The sequence below is a fragment of the uncultured Massilia sp. genome (assembly GCF_913773735.1).
Lineage (GTDB): Bacteria > Pseudomonadota > Gammaproteobacteria > Burkholderiales > Burkholderiaceae_D > Telluria.
Genome location: NZ_CAJYEB010000019.1, coordinates 71,899 through 88,581 on the forward strand (window position 1 = coordinate 71,899; position 16,683 = coordinate 88,581).

The 16,683-nt window shown below is 67.0% G+C and carries 13 protein-coding genes; 5 read left to right on the forward strand and 8 right to left on the reverse strand.

All coding sequences use genetic code 11. From position 1 onward, the window contains the following. Positions 1-2: 2 nt before the first annotated feature. Positions 3-2,045, reverse strand: coding sequence for a phospholipase D-like domain-containing protein (locus tag QZ749_RS08125; protein WP_296945385.1), 2,043 nt, complete (start codon positions 2,043-2,045; stop codon positions 3-5). Between the two features lie 28 nt (positions 2,046-2,073). After that, entirely contained in the window at positions 2,074-4,827 is a 2,754-nt protein-coding gene (locus tag QZ749_RS08130; RefSeq protein WP_296945386.1) for a type VI secretion system Vgr family protein, read from the reverse strand. A 456-nt stretch (positions 4,828-5,283) separates the two neighbouring features. Between QZ749_RS08130 and QZ749_RS08135 the strand changes: the two genes are divergently transcribed. Next, entirely contained in the window at positions 5,284-5,589 is a 306-nt protein-coding gene (locus QZ749_RS08135) for a hypothetical protein (RefSeq protein WP_296945388.1), read from the forward strand. A gap of 165 nt (positions 5,590-5,754) precedes the next feature. On the opposite strand, the gene ychF is transcribed toward QZ749_RS08135, so the two are convergent. After that, complete coding sequence (gene ychF / locus QZ749_RS08140) at positions 5,755-6,846, reverse strand: redox-regulated ATPase YchF (protein ID WP_296945390.1); 1,092 nt, start codon at positions 6,844-6,846, stop codon at positions 5,755-5,757. 117 nt (positions 6,847-6,963) lie between these two features. Next, a complete protein-coding gene (locus tag QZ749_RS08145; RefSeq protein WP_296945391.1) occupies positions 6,964-8,061 on the reverse strand; it encodes a patatin-like phospholipase family protein in 1,098 nt (365 codons plus the stop codon). 99 nt (positions 8,062-8,160) lie between these two features. Here QZ749_RS08145 and QZ749_RS08150 point away from each other — a divergent pair, with 99 nt between their 5' ends. Continuing rightward, positions 8,161-10,047 carry a DUF3857 and transglutaminase domain-containing protein gene (locus QZ749_RS08150; protein ID WP_296945392.1) on the forward strand — a complete coding sequence of 629 codons (1,887 nt, stop codon included), beginning with the start codon at positions 8,161-8,163 and terminating at the stop codon, positions 10,045-10,047. An 82-nt stretch (positions 10,048-10,129) separates the two neighbouring features. On the opposite strand, the gene QZ749_RS08155 is transcribed toward QZ749_RS08150, so the two are convergent. Next, complete coding sequence (locus QZ749_RS08155; RefSeq protein ID WP_296945394.1) at positions 10,130-10,675, reverse strand: GNAT family N-acetyltransferase; 546 nt, start codon at positions 10,673-10,675, stop codon at positions 10,130-10,132. Positions 10,676-10,958: 283 nt separating this feature from the next. Between QZ749_RS08155 and QZ749_RS08160 the strand changes: the two genes are divergently transcribed. Next, entirely contained in the window at positions 10,959-11,168 is a 210-nt protein-coding gene (locus tag QZ749_RS08160) for a cold-shock protein (RefSeq protein ID WP_296945395.1), read from the forward strand. 175 nt (positions 11,169-11,343) lie between these two features. Continuing rightward, positions 11,344-12,774: an HD domain-containing phosphohydrolase gene (locus QZ749_RS08165; protein WP_296945397.1), complete on the forward strand. Its 1,431-nt coding sequence runs from the start codon at positions 11,344-11,346 to the stop codon at positions 12,772-12,774. A 117-nt stretch (positions 12,775-12,891) separates the two neighbouring features. On the opposite strand, the gene pth is transcribed toward QZ749_RS08165, so the two are convergent. Together pth and QZ749_RS08175 are read right to left on the reverse strand one after the other, a co-directional pair. Next, the gene (gene pth / locus QZ749_RS08170) at positions 12,892-13,476 is read right to left on the reverse strand and encodes an aminoacyl-tRNA hydrolase (protein ID WP_296945399.1); all 585 of its coding nucleotides are present in this window, start codon (positions 13,474-13,476) and stop codon (positions 12,892-12,894) included. A 136-nt stretch (positions 13,477-13,612) separates the two neighbouring features. Beyond that, complete coding sequence (locus QZ749_RS08175; protein WP_296945400.1) at positions 13,613-14,419, reverse strand: alpha/beta hydrolase; 807 nt, start codon at positions 14,417-14,419, stop codon at positions 13,613-13,615. A gap of 139 nt (positions 14,420-14,558) precedes the next feature. On the opposite strand from QZ749_RS08175, the gene QZ749_RS08180 reads away from it, so the two are divergent. Next, positions 14,559-15,995, forward strand: a complete 1,437-nt coding sequence (locus QZ749_RS08180) for an HD domain-containing phosphohydrolase (protein WP_296945402.1) — start codon at positions 14,559-14,561, stop codon at positions 15,993-15,995. A gap of 86 nt (positions 15,996-16,081) precedes the next feature. Here QZ749_RS08180 and QZ749_RS08185 read toward each other — a convergent pair whose 3' ends face one another. Continuing rightward, positions 16,082-16,666, reverse strand: coding sequence for a 50S ribosomal protein L25/general stress protein Ctc (locus QZ749_RS08185; RefSeq protein WP_296945404.1), 585 nt, complete (start codon positions 16,664-16,666; stop codon positions 16,082-16,084). Positions 16,667-16,683: the final 17 nt, after the last annotated feature.

The following is a 16,683-nucleotide window of genomic DNA, read 5'->3' on the forward strand; positions in this document are numbered from 1 at the left end:
GCTCAACCGAAGCGGATAGTCGAGCTTCGACCATCGTCCAGCGGGACGATAAAGCCCTCCATCAGCTTTTCCTTCGGAGCGGTTGAGGGCGATTTCTGTCTTTCCTTGTTCTTTTTCATTAGCTTTACCCAGTCCTTAAAGGTTTGTGCGACTTCCTGTCGGGTAGCGTTTCCGCCGTCATATAGTCCGCCGGTGAGCTGCGACCAGATCCGTTTTCGCAAGGCGGTTGCATGACGCAGGTCGTTCGTGGTGAGATTAATCTCACTGTCCACCGCCATGCTGCGCTGGTTCAGGTTGGCGCTGCCGAGCGTGAAAAAGCCGTCGTCGACCAGTAGCAGCTTGGAATGAATGTAGATTTCGCGGTAACGCCACTGGCGCCGCGCCTGGTTGAATTCGCAGGCGTTAAGCACGGCAACGCATACTCGCAGGCCGAATGTTTCCTTGAGGATCAGTTCGGAAGGCTTGTCAATGCTGTTTGCAGTCGGGATGACGTCCGTTAACGCTTGTGGCACGCTCGCGACCCTGTCAGCGACGTTTCTTAAGAACGGCTGCTTTGACGCTGTTCCCTGAGCCCTGGCCTTTTCCTTTTCATTCGCTTCCTCGATCATCTTGACCTGGGCGGTCATGCCGTCCTGCTGGCCCAAGGTTGCCAAGGTGTCGTACGTACGCGGAACCATCTCTGCACGTTCAGGCGCTGGGATGACCACGAACACATGCATAACCGGCAGGTCCTCAATGCCCTTTCCGATCTTTGCGCAACTGCGTTTCCACCCAGCGATGACTTTTTTTCGTATCGCTAGCAAGTGCTCGGCCCAGTCCTGGTACTGGAAATATTGGTTTTCCATGTACAGGTAGCCTGTCCCTCCAGCAGCCACCCGGGTCGCATTGAAGTAAATGTCTTTGATCGTAAAGTCGTCTTCTTCGGGCTGCGTCCTGACAATCTGCACCGTCGAGTCACCGGGTGCGGCTTTGCGCAACAAGGCGGACGGCGGCTTGTCGCACACGTATTGGTTGGCCTTCGTACCGCCACCCGCACGTGCCCATGCCCGCTCGAAATTCTCATGAAGCGGTATGAGTGCCCGACCGCCATCAATGCGGCAAGCGTAGTCACGGTACGGCTTCAAGGTCTCGAAGTCGAAGCTGCCGTCGACGCCCTGCGCATGCTCCTTCTTCGTCTTGGCCGCGCCTTGTTCGCGCAGCGGATTCTCGACGCCATGTTCGGGGGTGTCCCAGTAATCGGTCAGGGAGTTTAGGCCCATAACGTAACCGACGGCTTTCTTGCCGTCGTTATAGGCGAAGTCGATCAGGATCGGCTTTTGATGGTGGGTCCCGCAGTATGTCAGTAGTTTGCTCTCGACGGCATCGGGCTTTCTCGTCTCGTGGCCAAGCGAGTCTTCGATGCTGCTTGAATCGCCGTCGCGCGTGCGAATAGTGATGCCCTGCAGGCGTCCCGCAAATGCCGCTTTGTACCAGCTGCAGCAATACTCCTCCCTGGCCATGGCCGCCAGCCTGTCGCCCGAGAGGTTCCATTCCTTCTTGTGACGGTTATTCCGGGCATGCTCCTGTATCAGTTGCAGACTGCGCTTGGCATTGATTTGCTGGACTTCCACATCGCTTTCCTGAGTGCGCCAGGGCCTTGTCCCATGGGTGTGGCCCGGCATATGCTCTTGTATGAATCCGCCGCTGTGGCTATACCAGACCAACAGGCGGACCTGCACGCCCCGCTTTCCCGCGGCAATCAAAAGATCGCCATAGGTCTCGGCCCGCGGCCAGTTGTATCCATTTCGTACCAACTCCATTCCTGGGTCGAAACCCCAGCACACCAGGTCGATGCTGCCTTTCGCTTCCTGAATGTCCTTGGCGATGGCGGCGAAGCCTTCCTTGCCACAGATATGAAGGCTGAGCTTGTTATTGTGCGTAATGGGATGGGTGGCGTTTCCCTTCTTGTTCTTGTTCTCCGCAAACCACTGGATAGTGCTTGTCGCATTGCCGCTGACTTCGTCGATGTGAACCGTTTCGGTTCGCAGATAGTTTTCGGAGCCCATGAGATCCCCTGTTCAGTTCGCTGCCAATTCAGGAATGCGTGCGCCCGTCTGCCGATCCATCGAGCGAGCGTGCCCCCTGGTTCGACAACATCTGCTCACTGTGCAAGGCTTTGTCCTTGGGATCGAATTTCTCCCAAGCCTTGAGATCGAATTTTTCGCCGTTCGCCAGCTCGACCGTGTAGCCCGGTGTCCCGCCCGTATGCTCGATGGCGATACGTCCCAGGTCGTCGGTGATCCCTTCGTCGACCTGGCTGCCGTTCTTGTAAAGGGTGTAGGGGACGTTCGCGAACGGGCGGCCGCTTTCCGGATGGGTTTGCAGCATGAAGAGCAACTGCTTCGGATCTTCCGGCGTCTTCGGTTCCGCAATGGCGATCTTGTGCTCCGTCGATGGTTGCGGCCGATTCTGGGACGCGAGGGTTTCGAGGTTACCGTGGAAGAGCGCCGGCTTGGGTGCGAAGACCTGCATGCGGTCGGTGATTTCGACCATGCATTCGGGGCCATGCAACCGCACCCCTTTCTTCCCCTTCAGGTCGATCCAGTCGGTTTGGCTGATCAGGGAGAGGACCTTGTTGGCAATGACCTGGATGTCGTCGTCATGCGCCTGCACCGTGATCTTGCCGGAAGCTGCAACCAGCTTCATGCCGGCCTTGTGGACGAACAGGCGGAACGTTTGCCTGATGCTTGCGAACAGGCTGTCGCCCGTTGCGATCGAAAGGTTGCGCCCAGCCGTCAGCGCCGTGTGCTCGGCGCTGGCGATGTGGGTCGATTGTGCCGAGGTCGTCTCAATTCCCGCTGGGCTAGCAAGGACGAGGTGGGGCTGGGATAGCTCAGGAAACTCGTTGCCGGTGCCGCGTACCGCGTCATTTTGCGCCTTCAGCGAATCGGCGACGTCGTGCTGCTGTCCGCTTTCCTGCGCCAAGCCTTGCAGTGCGGCGGTCGCCTGGTCATCGTGCAGCTTGTGCGCCGCGTCCAGCCGGTTTGCCGTTTCGCCCATGTCCTTGATCGGCCCACGCCCGGCTTGCCGCGCTTCGGTCGTGATCAATAGTCCCTTGGCTGCGCGCGCCACGCCATGCCCGTCGGTGCGCAACTCCCAGCCTTCCCCGCGCGCGTCCTTGCGGCCCGCGTTGTCCTCGATGCGCGTGATGTGGCCGAGCGACAGTTGACTGCACTGGTGATCGCTTTTCAGCTGCGCCTGGATTCTATCTGGCGTGTCATCCAGCACGAGGTGGTTGCCGCGGACCCCGCCACCCAGTTCGCGGCTGCGCAGGCCGGCAAGCGTCTGCTGCTCCGGCAGGGACCACGGCGGCATGTGGGTTTGGTTGTAGAGCGCGCCGAGTATGAGCGGATGGTCGATATTCCCATTCGCGTAGACGACACCCACTTCCTCGCCGACGCGGGGCAAGCGGATCTGCCCGAACTGGTCGCCGGCGGCTGGCGTCATCACCCGGATCCACGGCGAGCTCATCTCATTGTAGTCACCCAGCCGGTCCCAGTGAAACTGCAGCTTGACGCGCCCATAGCCGTCGGTGTGGATGTCGGCGCCGGCCGGGCCGACGACAATGGCCGTGTGCAGCCCCATGTAGGTAGCCGGCTCGCTGTTGTAGTTGCGACCGGGACGCCAGCGAATGTCCTGGCGGATGCACCTCAAACGATTTTCGTAGCGCGAGGGTGCCCCCGGACCAGCCTGGTAATTGTTCGATACCTCGTGGTCGGCGGACAGGATCAGGTAATAACGGTCTCCAATGCCGCGGCGCGGTTCAGCGTCGTATCGGCGTGCGCGCGACTCGGCGCTGAAGTGGCCGCCGAGCTTGAACCTGCGACCGGGCAGCACGAAGCGCTCATTGCCCTTCGCCTCGAAATACTGCGTGTCCTTGTCCGCTTCATCCATACGGCGCGCCGCCAGTTGTTCACCGTCGGAGTACAAGCGAAAGCCGTAGGAGCCGGTGTCCTCGTAGACCTCGTAAGGGAAAATATCCCCTTGCTGGTTGAGGGAAGCGGCTTCAGCGCGTTGCACGCGAGGGTTCTTGTAGTCGAAAGTCGCCAGCGTGGCGCGGCCTGAGCCCAGGCGCCGGATTGCCGTCCATTCGTGAATGCCGTCGTCTTCGTGCGAGCCACCCTGGTCATGGAACGAAATGACGACCATTTCCTCATGGATGGGCGGGGCCATGAAGCTGTTATCCGAAATCATGAGCTGGTGACCATCAAACCTGTGCTCGTACCAATAGTAGAGGCCCAGTGCTTCCCAGCGCCGGTGCAGATGGTTGTAGTCGGTTTCGTTGTACTGGTTGGCGACGGTCAGCTTCGACTCGTCGATCGGGTACATCTGCCAGTCGGCCTGACGGTAGTGCCGCAGGGTTTCCTCGGTGATCTCCCGCACGTTCTTGTTATGGAACGAAACGCAGTTTTTGCTCAGGCGTGCGAACGCGAGCCAAGGCTCAAGCACCATCCGGTAGAAAGCAAAACCGCCGTCGCCGCGCAGGAAACGGAATTCAGTGATGTAGCCATTGAAGTAACGTAATGACCCGTCTTCCCGGACCAGGGAGATCGTCACCATCCGGGCCATCAGCGTTTTCAGCGGGATACGCGCGTCATCCGACAGTACTTCGACATCGAAGCGGAAGCACCGCGACACCTCCTCATGAGCGACCAACTTGTTCGGCAGCAGGATCGCGGGCGGACCATCGTTCAAGGGGAAATCGAGCCGCATGAGACGGTTGTGCTGGGATGCACCGCTGAATGCCGACCGTGCGGCACCCGCCACGACCTCCTGGGTTTCGCCCATTGATTGTCTCCCGTTGCCCGTGCGGCCTTGGCCGAAGTGGAAAAGACTCAGCGAACACGTTACCCGGAGGCTGCCAAAACGAATTTAACCAGTATCAACACATTTCCCTGCGCCATCTCTACAGTTTTCTGACGGCTTTCCTGGAGAAATCGGCAATGCTCAGAACCCGACGTGACACATTCAAACGCTTGCCACAAATAGGGTTTCCCGGCAATCTGCACGGATGGGCGAGTTCGTGAACGTCGGGCCGGCGTTGGTTCGCAGCCCCGTAACCTGGCTTCTTGGCAGGCCTTGCCCTGTACACTTCCGTGTGCAGGGCGCACTGGATAGCTGGACACATGCACTCGGGAACACTAGCCTCTCTGGCAGGATCCTGGCACGCTATGCAGGCAAATCAGGCAGGAGATACTTCGGCGGCTGGCATGTTCGCGCTTCTCATCTTCGCTAGCCGCGGCGATGAGTGCGGAGGATTGCCAACGGCTCGCGCATCAGAGCGGCATCCACCGATCGATGCATGCCGCGGTCAGCTACGTGATACGTGTGTTTCTCTACATGGCCTTGAAGCAGGCGCGCGTGACGCCGCACTGCGAATACGACGAGGCGCTACGCCGCGCGGCCGGCCTGGGGGAGCGCAAGCGCGCCAAGCTATTGCAGAGAGCAGCCTCACGCTACAACGGCATCCTGGTCGGCCCCGAGGCATTGACGCCCGGCGCTTCGGAAAGGCGCGGCAGGAGGTGGGGTGGCGCCGCACTGGCGCCATAGGCATTTTCGTTTGCAGCCCTTCGGCATCGGCAATCAGTAGCGCAAACTCATCTGCGTTGCGCCGGTCCTGGTGCATGCCGCGCAGTTGCACGACGATGTGCCCGCACCGAAATCATGCCGGGACCGGCGCCCCTTCCGACAGTTTCAGGGAAACACTGCTTTCCGTCAGACGTTGAACAGGAAGTTCAACACATCCCCATCCTTGACGACATATTCCTTGCCTTCCGCGCGCATCTTGCCCGCTTCCTTGGCGCCGCCTTCGCCCTTGTAGGCGATGTAGTCATCGAAGGAAATGGTCTGCGCGCGGATGAAGCCGCGTTCGAAGTCGGTGTGGATCACGCCGGCCGCCTGCGGGGCGGTGGCGCCGATCGGCACGGTCCAGGCGCGCACTTCCTTCACGCCGGCGGTGAAGTAGGTCTGCAGGCCCAGCAGCTTGAAGGCGGCGCGGATCAGGCGGTCCAGGCCCGGCTCTTCCATGCCCAGGTCGCTCAGGAATTCCTGCTTGTCGGCGTCGTCCAGGTTGGCGATTTCCGCTTCGATGGCGGCCGAGATCGCGACGATCGGGGCGTTCTGCTTGTTGGCGAACTCGGTCAGCTGGTCCAGCAGCGGGTTGTCGGTGAAGCCGCTTTCCGACACGTTGGCCACGAACATGGCCGGCTTGGCCGTGATCAGGCACATCGGCTTGATCAGTTCCAGCTGGTCGGCGTCCAGGCCCAGCGTGCGCACCGGCTGGCCTTCGTTCAGGTGCGGCAGCATCTTCTCGATGATCGCGACCAGCTTGATCGCGTCCTTGTCGCCGGCGCGCGCCTTCTTCTGCTCGCGGTGCAGCACCTTCTCGGCGGTGCCCATGTCGGCCAGCGCCAGTTCGGTCTGGATGACTTCGATGTCGTCGATCGGGCTGACCTTGCCGGCCACGTGGATCACGTTCGGGTCTTCGAAGCAGCGCACCACGTTGACGATGGCGTCGGTTTCGCGGATGTGCGACAGGAACTGGTTGCCCAGGCCCTCGCCCTTCGACGCGCCGGCCACCAGGCCCGCGATGTCGACGAACTCGACGATGGCTTTCACGACGCGCTCCGGCTTGACGATGGCCGACAGTTGCTCGATGCGCGGATCCGGCACCTCGACGACGCCGACGTTCGGCTCGATGGTGCAGAACGGGTAGTTTTCAGCCGGGATGCCGGCCTTGGTCAGGGCGTTGAACAGGGTGGACTTGCCGACGTTGGGCAGGCCGACGATGCCGCATTTGAGACTCATGGGAAGCTTTCTGGGGTCGAATTTCGAAACCCCGTATTGTACCTCCGCTCGCTGCCGAAGATCGCAATCCGGCCGCAAATGCGGCGATTTGCCGGTCTTCGGCCCTGACGGCGTCGCTCAAAGGGGACGGATCCGCGCCGGATCGGGCCGCGCCACGAAGGCGGCGAAGTCGTCGCGCAGCCGTTCTCCCTCGTCCATCGCCCGGCGCCACGCCTGGATGCGGGCGTCGTGGTCCAGGCCGTAGAACTGGAAATCGCTGCGGTCGATGAGCTTTCCGCGCGGCATTTTTGCCAGGAAATCGCGGCTGGGCGCCACCACCAGCACATTGTCCAGCCAGCCGCGGTTCGGCCCGCGCGCGGCGCGGCGCCAGGGCATGGCCTTGTCCAGCCAGCCGGGCACGATGTGCTCCGAAAAATGCGGATACAGCACGATCGCGCCCGGTTCGCGCGCGGCGATGCGCCCGTAGGGCAGCGCCAGGTTGTAGTCGATGAGGCCGCCGTCCCAGTAGTGGCCCGGCGGCGCGCCGGCGATGTCGCGCACCGGTTTCATCAGCATCGGCAGCGTGCCCGAGGCCAGCAGGCTGGCGGCGAGATTCTCCTTGGTGAGCGGCGCGAACTGCGTTGCGAAACCGTCGAACGGCTGCGCCAGCCAGGCCGCGCCGGCGCGCACGTCGCCAATGACGACGCGGTCCATCAGCCGCGCCAGCCGGTCGCGCGAGAACAGGTTGTGCAGGGCCGCGGCCGCGAAGCCGCGCAGTTCGGCATGGCGGTGGCCGGGCGCGGCGAGCGCGCGCTTGCCGCGCACCGCCAGCACCTGCAGGCGGTAGTGCGGGTGGGCGACGATGTCGTCCTCGTGGCCGCGCACGAATTCGCCCAGCAGGCCCTGCACGACGGCGTCGATCTGCTCCTGGCCGGGCTTGGTGCTGGCATAGCGCTGGCCGCTGTACAGCGTGCCCAGGCGCCGGAACGCCTCCGCCGGGTCGCGCTGGCAGGCGGCCGCCATGCGCCAGGCGCCGATCGAGGAGCCGACCAGGATGCGTTCGCGCTGCGCGCCGGGGAACCAGTGGCCGAACAGCCACTGGTCGAGCGCGCGGAACACCAGGCCCTTGGGACCGCCGGCCGCGGCCGGGACGACGGCGATGTCCTGGGCGCGCAGGCCATGGGCGCGGATGTGGGCCAGGGCCGCCGGCCCGGCGTGGAACGTCAGTGCATGCATGGCGAAATTATCGCAGGAAGCGCGCGCTTGCGTTCGCGCAAGGGTCGAGGATTGAGCATTCGTAACAATGGTCCGGTTGACCACGCAACTGGAGTCCGTATGCCCGCCAGACATTGCGCCGCCTCATCACACCTGCTGCCGCTGCATCTGCTCGTACTGGTGCTGGCGCTGGCGGCGGCTTGCGGCCGCGTCTTGGCGCGCGACACCGGGACCGATCCCGCCGTGGTCGTCGACCGCCACGTGCGGCACTACGTGGTCGAACCCGACGGCGCCTACCAGCTCACCGTCGACGACGCCCGCACCATCGTCGAGGCGCGCGCCATCCAGGCGCACGGCCAGTACGCGATCGTCTACAACCAGACGCTGGACGAGATCGTGTCGATCGCCGCCTACACGCACAAGCCGGACGGGCGCCGCGTGGCGGTGCGTCCGGACCAGATCCGGGACCAGCAGGAGCCCGCCTCCGCCGACGCGCCGCTGTTCCAGGACACGCGCGTCAAGGTCGTCGTGTTTCCCGACGTCGCGGTCGGCGACCAGCTCGCCGTGCGCTACGTGCTCAGGCGCGCCACGCCGCTGTTCCCGGGCCACTTCGAGGACCTGTCGTCGGCGCCCTTCCACCTCCACCGGGACTTCTTGCTGGTCTACGACATGCCGCCGTCGATGGCGCTGCATGCCGACGCCGTCGGCTTCGTGCCGGTGCCCGGCGCCGGTCCGCCGGGCAAGCGGCGCTACCAGTGGCGCTACGTGAACGGCGACAACGCGCGCATCGAGGCCGATGCGGTCAGCTACCTCGACTACGGCAAGCGGCTGGCCGTCTCGACCTTTCCCGACTACCCCGCCTTCGCCGCCGCCTTCCGCCAGGGCGCCGCCGGCAAGGCCGCGCCCTCCCCGGCCATCGCCGCGCTGGCGCGCCAGCTCAGCGCCGGGCTGCCGGACACGCGCGCCCGCGTGCTGGCCCTGTCCGACTGGATCCGCCGCAACATCCGCTACGTCGCCGTCTACGTCGGCCCGGGCGGCGTGGTGCCGCACCCGGCGTCCGCCGTGCTCGACAACCGCTACGGCGACTGCAAGGACCACGCGGGCCTGCTCGAGGCCATGCTCGCCAGCATCGGCATCGACAGCACCGCCGCCCTCGTCAACAGCGGCAACGCCTACCGGCTGCCCGACGCGCCCACGCTGGGCGTGTTCAACCACATGATCACCTACGTTCCGGCGCTCGACCTGTTCCTCGACCCGACGGCCGAGGCGGTGGCGGCGGGCTACCTGCCGGCCACCGTGCTGGGCAAGCCGGTGCTGCTGCTCAAGACCGGCGGCTTCGCCATGACCCCGATGACGCAGCCGCAGAAGGTGCGCGCGCTGGCGACCGTGGAGATCGGCAAGGACGGGCGCGGCAGCTTTCGCGTCAGCCGCACGATGTCGGGCGCCATCGCGGAACCGTTCCGCAAGGCCGTGCGCGCCACCCGGCCGTTCGAGCGCGAGCAGTTCGTCCAGCGCATGCTGCAGGGCATGGGCCAGAAAGGATCGGGCATGTTCGATGCCGGCCTCGTCGACGGCAGCGGCGACGACTACAGCATGTCGGTGTCCGGCACCGGCGCCGGCTTCGTCGACCTGCCGGGGCCGAGCGCGCTGGCGACCACCTACGGCGCCTGGAGCGTGGTCGGCGACGCCGTCGACGGCATGCTGCAGGAACGCGAGCGGCGCCAGGACTACGTCTGCCCCGCGCTCGACACCGAGGACGAGACGCGCCTGCGCCTGCCGAAGGGCGTGCGCATCCTGGCGCTGCCGGCGTCGATGGGCGTGTTCGACGGCGGCATCTTCTACCGCGCCAGCTATGCGCGCCGGGGCAGCGCGGTGCTGGTCAAGCGGCGCCTGACCTTCCGCCACGGCCGCGCCACCTGCACGCCGGCCGACCACCGCGCGATGCGCCCGGCGCTGGAACGCATCCTGCGCGACCTGCGCAGCCAGATCGTCGTCAGCGGTCGATAGGACCCGGCCGGACGACATCGCCTGGTTCGCCTCGGCACCGTCTCCCGCCAAGGCCGGACTCCGGTGCCGTTGCCCGGCCGCGTCAGGAAGCGGGAGCCCGGCCTGCGCCGGAGCGACGCGCCGAAGGTGCGGATGCAAGCGCTTGCCCCGGCGCCCGCAACGCCGCCACCGCGGCGTCGCTCAACGCGAAGCGCAGGTCGACCCGGTCGCGCCCCGACCGGTAGCCGCCCGGCCAGCGCGCGATTTCCTCGAAGCCGCAGCGGCGGAAGAAGCCGGCCGTGTGCGGATGCGTATCGACGGTGACCCAGCGCGGACGCAGCTTGCGCCGCGCCATGTGCAGCAGGCGGTAGGTCAGCAGCGCGCGGCCGATGCCGGTGCCGTGGCAGTCGGCGCGCACCAGTCCGAACACCAGCGTGCCCAGGTCGTAGAACGGCGACAGCTCGTAGCCGCCGAAGCCGACCACCTCGCCCGCGCGCACGACGACGAACAGCGGGCCGTCCGGCGCGTCGAGGCAGGCGCGCAGCCAGGCTTCTTCCGATGCCGGGAAGTGGTCGGGCACGTTGGAGCGGAAGGCGGCGAGCACGGCCTTGCGGTCGCCGGGTCGGTAACGTCGGATGCGTATCGTCATGGCCATGCGGGCAGGCGAAAGGGTGGGCTGGGCGGCGCCCGATTGCCGATTGCCGATTGCCGACACCGGACGGGCAAGCCGAAAATAAAACCGAAATGATTAGGTGCGCGGCGCAAAGCCCTGTATATTGGATCTCGCACTATATCAAGTCGTCGTCATTGTTGGATCTCTCCCGTCTCGCCTTCCCGGGCATTCCTGTTTGATTCCTTTCGGTTACCCCCCTCTTGTTCGCCAGTGCGCACCGGCGGCTGTCCGCCATCACACACACTTAAAGGTATTAATCATGTCTATCCAAACCGGCACCGTAAAATGGTTCAACGATTCCAAGGGCTTCGGCTTCATCACGCCCGATGCGGGCGGCGCCGACCTGTTCGCGCACTTCAAGGACATCCAGTCGGATGGCTTCAAGAGCCTGGGTGAAAACCAGCGCGTCTCGTTCGAGCGCGCGTCGAGCCCCAAGGGCGACAAGGCCAGCAACATCCGCGGCATCTGAGCCTCGGGCCCGGTTCGCCGGGCCCGGCGCCACGCCCGGGTAGCGGCCGCTTCCAGCCGCCGTGCCCATTCCGAACAGCCCGCCATCGGCGGGCTGTTCGTCGTTGACGGCATGCGCGGCCGCCGCGTTCCGCGTGTAGCTTGTACACAATGGCAATGGCCCTTACATTATGGCCATGCAACCCGATGAAACCATCACCGTCGAAGACGCCGTGCAGGTGCTGGCCATGGTCGGCGACCTCAGCATGGGCCTGCCGCCGGACCACTCGATCCGCACGGCGCGCCTGGCCGCCCGGCTGGCCGAGGAAAACGGCGACGGCGCCCAGGCCTGCACCGGCACGCGCCTGGTCGCGCTGCTGCGCTGGTCCGGCAGCACGGCCACGGCCGTCGGGTTCGCGCACCTGCTGGGCGACGACGTCGCCGGACGCCATGCGATGGTCACGCGCACGCTGGGCGGCAGCGGCAACCTGACGTTCGCCAACGTGCTGCCGCTGGCGCAGATGCAGTGCGAAGTCGCGGGCGACATCGCGGCGCTGCTCGGCCTGCCGGGCGACGTCGAGGAAAGCCTGCGTCAACTGTTCGGCAGCCACCATCGCGGCGACATGCAGGATGCGCTGTTCTCGCCGAGCATCCCGCGCGCCGTGTTCCACGTGCGCCTGGCCGGTGACCTGGAGGTGCTGGCGCCGGCCCACGGCACGGCCGGCGCCCTGCGCCTGATCGGCGAGCGCGCCGGCGTCAAGTACCCGGCGTCGCTGGTGCAGCGCCTGCTGCCGCATGCGCAGGACTGGCTCGATGCGCTGGAAGAACCGGCGTGCGCGGCCGACTATGCGGGCCACGACCGCCGCGTCCCCCTGAGCATCGTCGCCGACGTGATCGAACTGAAGCTGCCCTGGCTGACCGGCTACGCGCGCCGCGTGGCGGCCCTGGTGCGCCGCGCCGCCGCGCTGGCGGGCATGCTGCCGCTCGAGGAACGGCCGCTGGCGCGCGCCGCCCTGCTGCACGGCATCGGGCGCGCGGCCGTGCCGAACGCGGTCTGGGAGCGCCCGGGCAAGCTGGACAAGGACGACTGGGACCGGGTGCGCAAGGTGCCGTTCTGGACGGCGCGCGCCGGCAACCAGGTGCCGGCGATCCACGCCGAGGCCACGCTCGGCTCCTGCGTCTACGAACGCCTGGACGGCAGCGGCTATTTCCGCAAGGCGCGCGCCGATGCGCTGGGCATGCAGGAACGCATGCTGGCCGCCGCCGCCGCCCACGTCGCGCTGTGTTCGCCGCGCCCGTGGCGGCCGGCGCACGGCGATGCCGCGGCCGCCACGCTGATGACGGCGCAGGCGGCGGCCGGGCGCTTCGACCGCCGCGCCGTGGAAGCGGTGATCGCGGCGGCGCGCGCGACGGCGCCGCCGGTGCCGCGGCGCGACGCCCGCTTCTCCGAGCGCGAGATCGAGGTGTTGCGCCACATCAGCCAGGGAGAAACCAGCCGCGAGGCGGCGCGCGCCCTGCGCATCAGCCCGGCCAGCGTGCGCATGCACGTGGACAGCCTCTTCGACAAGCTGGAATCGACGTCGCGGCCGGCAATGACCCTGAAGGCGCTGGCGCGCGGCCTGCTCTGAACCCGGCGCACGTCCCGGCCGGGTGCGCGCCGTGAGGCCGATGACCCGGCACGGCGCGCTCGGAAAGCGCCCCCTGCGGCACCGCTGGCGTGGACGGCACCGCCCGCCGGCGCGGATTCAATCCGTGTGCAGCTGCATCGTCGCCGCATTCATCTTGCCCTCGCAGACCATCGGCACGATGCGCAGCGCCTTGTCGATGGCTTCCTCGATCAGCGCCTGTTCCTCGCGGCGCGGGCGGTGCAGCACGAAGTCGGCCACCGCCTGCTGCAGGTTCAGCGTGCGCGGGTGGCCGATGCCCAGGCGCAGGCGCCAGTAGTCCTGGGTGCCGAGGGCGGAGGTGATGTCCTTCAAGCCGTTGTGGCCGCCGGACGAGCCGCCCCGCTTGAGCTTGGCGGCGCCGGGCGGCAGGTCGAGTTCGTCGTGCACGACGAGGATCTCTTCCGGCGCGATCTTGAAGAAGCGCGCCAGCGCACCCACCGACTGGCCCGAGCGGTTCATGTAGGTCAGCGGTTCCAGCAGCCAGGTGTCGTGTCCGCCCAGCACGGTCTTGGCGACCATCGCACTGAAGCGCGATTCGCGCTGCAGGCGGCAGTTGGGCAGCGAATTGGCGAGGTTGTCGACCAGCCAGAAGCCGGCATTGTGGCGGGTTTGTTCGTATTCCGGGCCGGGGTTGCCGAGGCCGACGATCAGGCGGATGTGCATAAGGGCGATAATCTGGAGCGTAAATCCAGATTATCGCGGAAAACGCCGGGGAGCCGGGCTGTTTCGCCAGCGTCGCGTCCGCCCGTCCGCCGCCCGTCCGCTGTCCGCCCTCCACCCGTGCGCCTTGCGGCGCGGCTTACTTGCTGGCCGCGACCGCTTCCAGGATCACCTTCGCGACGTCCGCCGGGCGCGACTGCTGCGGCACGTGGCTGGCCGCCAGCTCGGTGGTCTTCGCGCCGATCTTCTTCGCGAAGGCGCGTTCGAGGTCCGGCTGGATCATGCGGTCGTTCTTGCTGACGATGTACCAGCTCGGCCGGGTCTTCCAGGCCGCCGCGGTGGTCTTGTCGCCGAAGGCCTTCATGGCGATCGGACCCTGGGTCGCCGCCATCACGGCGGCCTGGGCGGCCGGAACGTCCTGGGCGAAATCCTGTCGCAGCGCGGCCGGCGGCAGGCTGGCGAAGCCGGCCTTGTCGACCGACAGTTTCGCGATGCCCGGCGGCACCGGCAGGTCCTTGCCCAGCTCGCCGGTCGCCTGGCCGGCGTCCGGGGCGAAGGCGGCCACATAGACGAGGCTGGCGACCTTGTCGTCGTTGCCCGCTTCCGTGATCACGGTGCCGCCCCAGGAGTGGCCGACCAGTACCACCTTGCCGGGCTGGTTGGCGATCGCGCGGCGCGCCGCGGCGACGTCGTCGGCCAGCGAGGTCAGGGGATTCTGCACGGCCGTCACCTGCACGCCCTTGGCCTGCAGCAGCGGGATGACCTTGGCCCAGTCGGAACCGTCGGCGAAGGCGCCGTGGACGATGACCACCGACGGCTGGCCGGCCGGCGCCGGCGCGGCGGCCAGGGCGTTGCCGCCGGCGGCGATGGCGGCGGTGGTGATGGCGGCGGCGGCAACGACGCGCAGGCCGTTGCGGAGGGTGTTCAGGGTGTGCGCTGCTTGCATGATGGTCTCCTTGCGAGGGTTGATCGGTGTCGATGGATGCAGTGTAGGGAGAGGGAGGCGGCGGCGGTATCGGTCGATCGACCGACCCGCCCTCCCCGGGCGTCTTGCCGGAGGCACACATCGCCGCTACAGTACCGGGATGCATACCGACCATACCGTCACCGTCGACGACGCCGTCCATGTCATCGCCATGGTGGGCGACCTCAGCATGGGCCAGCCCACCGACCAGTCGCTGCGCGCGGCGCGCCTGGCCGGGCGCGTGGCGCTGGCCGACGGCGCCGGCGCCGCCGGCTGCGCGCACGCGCGGCTGGTGTCGCTGCTGCGCTGGTCCGGCTGCACGGCGAACGCCGCCGGCTTCGCGACGCTGCTGGGCGACGACGTCGGCGGGCGCGACGCCATGCTGCGGCACATGCTGCCGCCCGACCACCCGCTGACCGTCGCGCGCGTGACGCCACTGGCGCGCATCCATTGCGAGGTGGCGGGCGACATCGCCCGCATGCTGGGGCTGGCGCCCGAGGTCGAGGCCGGCCTGCGCCATGTCTGGGAACTGTACGACGGCAGCGGCACGCCGGACGGCCTGCGCGCCGGCGCGGTGCCCGCCGTGGTCTACCGCACCAGCCTGGCGGGCGACCTGGAGATCCTGGCGCGCACCCACGGCGCCGACGAGGCGCTGCGCATGATCGCGCCGTGGCGCGACGTCAAGTATCCGGCCGCCCTGGTCGACACGGTGCTGCCGCACGCCCGCGACTGGCTCGCCGCGCTCGCGCACCCGGACGCCCCGGCGCACGATACCGATGCGCCGCCGGCGCGCCGCGTGTCCCTGACCATCGTGGCCGACCTGGTCGAACTCAAGCTGCCCTGGCTGGCCGGGCATGCGCGCCGCGTGGCCGAGCTGGCCGAACGCGCCGCCGCGCTGGCCGGCCTGGCCGAGGAACAGCGCGCCTGCATCGGTCGCGCCGCGCTGATCCACGGCATCGGGCGCGCCGCCGTGCCGAACGCGGTGTGGGAATGCGCGGGCAAGCCGGGCGGCGCGGACTGGGAACGGATCCGCCTGGCGCCGTACTGGACCGCGCGCGCCGCCGAGCAGGTGCCGGCGCTGCGCGCGGAGGCGCAACTGGCCTCGCGCATCTACGAACGCCTGGACGGCAGCGGGTATTTCCGCGGCCTGGAGGCGGACGCGCTGGCGCCGGCGCAGCGCCTGCTGGCGGCGGCGGGCGCCTATGTCGCCCTGTGCGCGCCGCGCCCCTGGCGCGCCGCCTGGCCGCAGGACGAGGCCGCGCGCCTGCTGCTGGCCGATGCGGCGGCGGGCCGCTTCGATGCGGATGCGGCCGGTTGCGTGATCGCGGCGGCGGGCGGCAGCGCGCCGCCGCCGGCCGCGCGCAAGGGCCTGCTGTCGGAGCGCGAGGCCGAGGTGCTGCGGCGCATCAGCCTGGGCGAAAGCAACAAGGAAGCGGCGCGCGTGCTGGGCATCAGCCCGTCGACGGTGCGCACGCACGTCGAAAGCATTTTCCGCAAGCTCGACTGTTCGACGCGGGCGGCCGCCACCCTCAAGGCGCTGACGCTCGGCCTGCTCTGAGCAGGCAACAAAAAACCCGCCGGATTCGCATCGCGGCGGGTTGTTCGTCAGCCTGCCCGGCAAGCCGGGCAGTGAGCGAGAAGAAATTACTCTGCAGCGGCTTCGGCCGAAGCGGCGCCAGCCGGCACCGACGAGGTGACGATGGTCAGGTTCTCGTGCGACACGGCGGTCACGCCTTCCGGCAGGGTCAGGTCGGCCAGGTGGACCGATGCGCCGGCTTCCAGGTTGCCCAGGTCGACGGTGATGAACTCCGGCAGCTGGCCCGGCAGGCAGGTGACGTCCAGTTCGTTCAGCACGTGCGAGATGATCGCACCGCCCAGCTTGACGGCCGGCGAGGTCTCGGCGTTGACGAAGTGCAGGGTGACCTTGGTGTGGATCTTCTGCGAAGCGTCGACGCGCTGGAAGTCAGCGTGCAGGACCAGTTGCTTGTAGGCGTGCATCTGGAAGTCGCGCAGCAGGACTTTCTGCACTTCGCCGTCCAGTTCCAGATCCAGGATCGAACCGTGGAAAGCTTCTTTCTTGAGCGCGTGGAACAACGCGTTGCCGTCCAGGGCGATCAGTTGCGGGGCAGCGGCGCCACCGTAGATGATGCCCGGGGTCTGGCCGGCGTTGCGCAGGCGGCGGCTCGCTCCGGTCCCCTGCTGAGTGCGGTTGAATGCAACAACTTTCATGTGAAACTCCAAGTGAT

Coding starts and splice junctions, on each gene's coding strand:
- QZ749_RS08160 (WP_296945395.1), top strand. CDS start 10,959: ATGTCTATCCAAACCGGCACCGTAAAATGGTTCAACGATTCCAAGGGC.
- QZ749_RS08180 (WP_296945402.1), top strand. CDS start 14,559: ATGCATACCGACCATACCGTCACCGTCGACGACGCCGTCCATGTCATC.
- pth (WP_296945399.1), bottom strand. CDS start 13,476: ATGCACATCCGCCTGATCGTCGGCCTCGGCAACCCCGGCCCGGAATAC.
- ychF (WP_296945390.1), bottom strand. CDS start 6,846: ATGAGTCTCAAATGCGGCATCGTCGGCCTGCCCAACGTCGGCAAGTCC.
- QZ749_RS08130 (WP_296945386.1), bottom strand. CDS start 4,827: ATGGGCGAAACCCAGGAGGTCGTGGCGGGTGCCGCACGGTCGGCATTC.
- QZ749_RS08165 (WP_296945397.1), top strand. CDS start 11,344: ATGCAACCCGATGAAACCATCACCGTCGAAGACGCCGTGCAGGTGCTG.
- QZ749_RS08135 (WP_296945388.1), top strand. CDS start 5,284: ATGAGTGCGGAGGATTGCCAACGGCTCGCGCATCAGAGCGGCATCCAC.
- QZ749_RS08185 (WP_296945404.1), bottom strand. CDS start 16,666: ATGAAAGTTGTTGCATTCAACCGCACTCAGCAGGGGACCGGAGCGAGC.
- QZ749_RS08175 (WP_296945400.1), bottom strand. CDS start 14,419: ATGCAAGCAGCGCACACCCTGAACACCCTCCGCAACGGCCTGCGCGTC.
- QZ749_RS08125 (WP_296945385.1), bottom strand. CDS start 2,045: ATGGGCTCCGAAAACTATCTGCGAACCGAAACGGTTCACATCGACGAA.
- QZ749_RS08155 (WP_296945394.1), bottom strand. CDS start 10,675: ATGACGATACGCATCCGACGTTACCGACCCGGCGACCGCAAGGCCGTG.
- QZ749_RS08150 (WP_296945392.1), top strand. CDS start 8,161: ATGCCCGCCAGACATTGCGCCGCCTCATCACACCTGCTGCCGCTGCAT.
- QZ749_RS08145 (WP_296945391.1), bottom strand. CDS start 8,061: ATGCATGCACTGACGTTCCACGCCGGGCCGGCGGCCCTGGCCCACATC.